The organism is Okeania sp. SIO2F4 (assembly GCF_010672385.1).
Taxonomy (GTDB): Bacteria; Cyanobacteriota; Cyanobacteriia; order Cyanobacteriales; family Microcoleaceae; genus Trichodesmium.
Map to the genome: position 1 here is coordinate 1,862 of NZ_JAAHGT010000657.1, position 3,663 is coordinate 5,524.

Annotated in this window: 3 protein-coding genes; 1 reads left to right on the plus strand and 2 read right to left on the minus strand. The window is 36.1% G+C overall.

Annotated elements, in window-relative coordinates:
- Positions 1-1,208: 1,208 nt before the first annotated feature.
- On the plus strand, positions 1,209-2,258 hold the full coding sequence (locus tag F6K22_RS29760) for a mannose-1-phosphate guanylyltransferase (RefSeq protein ID WP_293106490.1): 1,050 nt from the start codon (positions 1,209-1,211) through the stop codon (positions 2,256-2,258).
- Positions 2,259-2,553: 295 nt separating this feature from the next.
- On the opposite strand, the gene F6K22_RS29765 is transcribed toward F6K22_RS29760, so the two are convergent.
- Positions 2,554-3,246 carry a hypothetical protein gene (locus F6K22_RS29765; protein ID WP_293106493.1) on the minus strand — a complete coding sequence of 231 codons (693 nt, stop codon included), beginning with the start codon at positions 3,244-3,246 and terminating at the stop codon, positions 2,554-2,556.
- 111 nt (positions 3,247-3,357) lie between these two features.
- A complete protein-coding gene (locus F6K22_RS29770; RefSeq protein ID WP_293106496.1) occupies positions 3,358-3,543 on the minus strand; it encodes a hypothetical protein in 186 nt (61 codons plus the stop codon).
- Between the last annotated feature and the right edge of the window lie 120 nt (positions 3,544-3,663).

Here is a 3,663-nt window from a genome sequence, read left to right on the forward strand (position 1 = left end):
TTTACAACTCTAGCTGATGCTAAATAAAGGGCAAGTTTATTTTCTGGAGATATCTATTATTGATTAACAATTCCCAAATCCTCATCCCAATTCAAAAGTAAGATGATTAGTGAAACTAAGACGTTTTAGTTTCAGACTTGATCTCCACAAAAATCTCACTACTATAGTTGGAACATTTGGGAGAAACTGGCAATAATCAGATAAATACTCATAATCACTACTTTAGTAGGATAAATCCGGAGTTACTAGCAGGAGTATTATTCATCAACAATCCCAAAATCCCAATCCCAATTCAAAACTAAGACGTTGTAGTTTCAGACCATATCTCCACAAAAATCTCACCACTATAGTTGTATAGTTGGAACATTTGGGAGAAACTGGTAATAATCAAATAACTACTCATAATCACTACTTTAGTAGGATAAATCCGGAGTTACTAGCAGGAGTATTATTCATCAACAATCCCAAAATCCCAATCCCAATTCAAAACTAAGACGTTGTAGTTTCAGACCATATCTCCACAAAAATCTCACCACTATAGTTGTATAGTTGGAACATTTGGGAGAAACTGGTAATAATCAAATAACTACTCATAATCACTACTTTAGTAGGATAAATCCGGAGTTACTAGCAGGAGTATTATTCATCAACAATTCCCAAATCCCAATCCCAATTCAAAACTAAGACGTTGTAGTTTTAGACCATATCTCCACAAAAATCTCACCACTATAGTTGTATAGTTGGAACATTTGGGAGAAACTGGTAATAATCAGATAAATACTCATAATCACTACTTTAGTAGGATAAATCCGGAGTTACTAGCAGGAGTATTATTCATCAACAATTCCCAAATCCCAATCCCAATTCAAAACTAAGACGTTGTAGTTTCAGACCATATCTCCACAAAAATCTCACCACTATAGTTGTATAGTTGGAACATTTGGGAGAAACTGGTAATAATCAAATAACTACTCATAATCACTACTTTAGTAGGATAAATCCGGAGTTACTAGCAGGAGTATTATTCATCAACAATTCCCAAATCCCAATCCCAATTCAAAAGTAAGATGATTCCTCAAACTAAGACGTTGTAGTTTCAGACCATATCTCCAAAAAAATCTCACTGCTGTAGTTGGAAAATTTGGGAGAAACTGGCAATGAGAACTTAAGATGGAATTATCTAAGTCTATTAAGTAATCTAGAATCCGATGATACCTGTTATTCTTGCTGGTGGTAAAGGAGAACGTTTTTGGCCTCTGAGTCGTAAGCATCGGCCCAAACAGTTTATCTCTCTTGATGGTACTGGTAAAAGCTTGTTACAAGCAACAGCAGAGAGACTACTACCATTATCTGACGGTTGGGATGGTTTATGGGTTGTGACTTCGGCAATGTTGGCCGAAGGTGTGGCACAACAGTTACCGCAGATGCCACAGGAAAATATTTTGGCGGAACCGGAAGGAAGGGATACTGCCCCTGCTGTAGCCTGGACAGCAATAGAAACGGCACGCCGTTATGGGGAAGATGCAGTTATAGGATTTTTCCCGGCTGACCATTGGATCGGGGAACCGGAAATATTCCAGAAGACTCTGGAAGCAGCCGTCGAATTGGCTACTAAGCAGGAGGCTATTGTTACCCTGGGCGTGAAACCCTCTTTCCCTTCTACTGGCTATGGATACATTGAACAGGGAAAAGAGGCAGGAAATTTTGGTGGGTTTGAGGCTTATCAAGTGGCCCAGTTTACAGAAAAGCCCAACCGAGAGAAGGCTGAGGAGTTTCTGGCAACGGGACGTTTTAGTTGGAATGGTGGTATTTTTGTGTTCAGGGTGGGGGTGATGTTGGCTGAGTTACGAAAGTATGCGCCGACGATGATGAGTGTTTTGGAGGTGATGGGTGCTGGGGGTTATTCTCAGTTGGAGAAGAAGAGTATTGATTATGTGGTAATGGAGAAGACTGAGAAGGCTTTTGTATTACCTGTGGCTTTTGGTTGGGATGATTTGGGTGACTGGAATGCTTTGGAACGTTTGGTTAAGGGTGATAATCTGAATGTGGAGTTGGCTAATCATTTGGGGTTAGATACTGAAGGGTCGATTTTTTATTCCTCTAGTGATGATGATGCTATTGTAACTATTGGTTTGGATGATGTGGTTGTTGTTAGGGATGGGAATGTGACTTTGATTGTGAAAAAGGAGCGATCGCAGGATATTAAGAAGGTGTTGAAGAGTTTGGCTAATCATCCTAAGTTTAAGGATTTATTGTAGGGGAAGAAGGAAGTAAGGAAGAGGGTTTTCAACTAATATTTGTTACCTTCTTCTTTCCTACATAATATCAACAACTATTCTATAAAATATCCGACAGATATAAGACTAGAGTTGTCGATTTTTTGATAATTTTATTTTTTATAAGTCCTCTGTTATGGAATAGTTATACTTACTTAGTAGAGCAAAAATTAATTTCTTCTGCTTGGCAACTGTAGAGCTTTGTAGGTTGGGTAGAACGAAGTGAAACCCAACAACAAGCTTTTGTCTGTTTTGAGAGCAAATCATCTCATAATTTTTAAGGTTTAAGATGAGCTAATCTTTGTTTAAATTCCCTATCTTTGCGAATCGAATCAAGTCTATTTGCGGGAAAAACCTTGATAAAATCAAGCATATCTTTAATCAATTTTTCTGTTATTTTAGGATAAATATTTGAAATCATATATTTAAATTGTTTTTGGCAAGAATCAAATTGTAACTTAGAAGGTAATTTAGAATCTTCATCAAGTAATTGTATTAAACATCTTGCTTCATCATTAGACCATTGAGCGATTAAATTATCATAAATTTCCTGAGCAGTATTTGAGACTCCATATTGATTACCAATTCTACATATTGTCAAAACCCTGACATAATTCATAATGGAACTTTTGGGGATTTTTCCACTGCTTGGAATAAAAGATTCGACTAATTTTGCAGGTGTTGGCTCGTTATGAAAATTATTCCAGCCATTATGAGTTATAAATAGCGCATCTAGTGCTTCATTTAACTTAAGAGCAAGAGTATCATCAGGTAAATATGACAATCCTTGTACATTTTCCAAAAAATCAGAAGCTCTTTTTTTTCGAGATATTTCTCCATTTATTTCAAAAGAAGAGTATTTTAACCCTATTTCATAGCGCACTTCTTCAGCAGAAACTTTCCATATTTGTTGAGCAACAAGATTAAGATTTATTCGTATATTTGCGTCTATATCTACATCTGTGTACATTCCAAAAACATTTCTTAATAGAGAATGAATTAATTCTTCTGGAAGTTTTCTTATTCCTTCAGAAATAGGAGAAATATCATTTTTAAATAAAGTTTCTTCTCGTAAACTTTTTCAAAGTTTTTTGACTTCAATAACCGCTCCTTCAGGTTCTTTACCAATAACTTCTTGAATACAAGTTTCTAACCATGAAGCTAATTGTAATCCTGTGATTTCATTATGATTAGGATGAGCTGCACTAGCATGATTACGCATATCTCGAATATAATCTATAGCACTACGCATTATGGCTGTTGACATTTTTATAATAGGAATAAAATAATAAAGTCATCAGCGATCGCCAAGACTATGCCAGCACCTTATAGCTATGATTTACGTCGAAAAGCAGTTGAAGCCATAAAAAGAGGACATAAAAAAGTA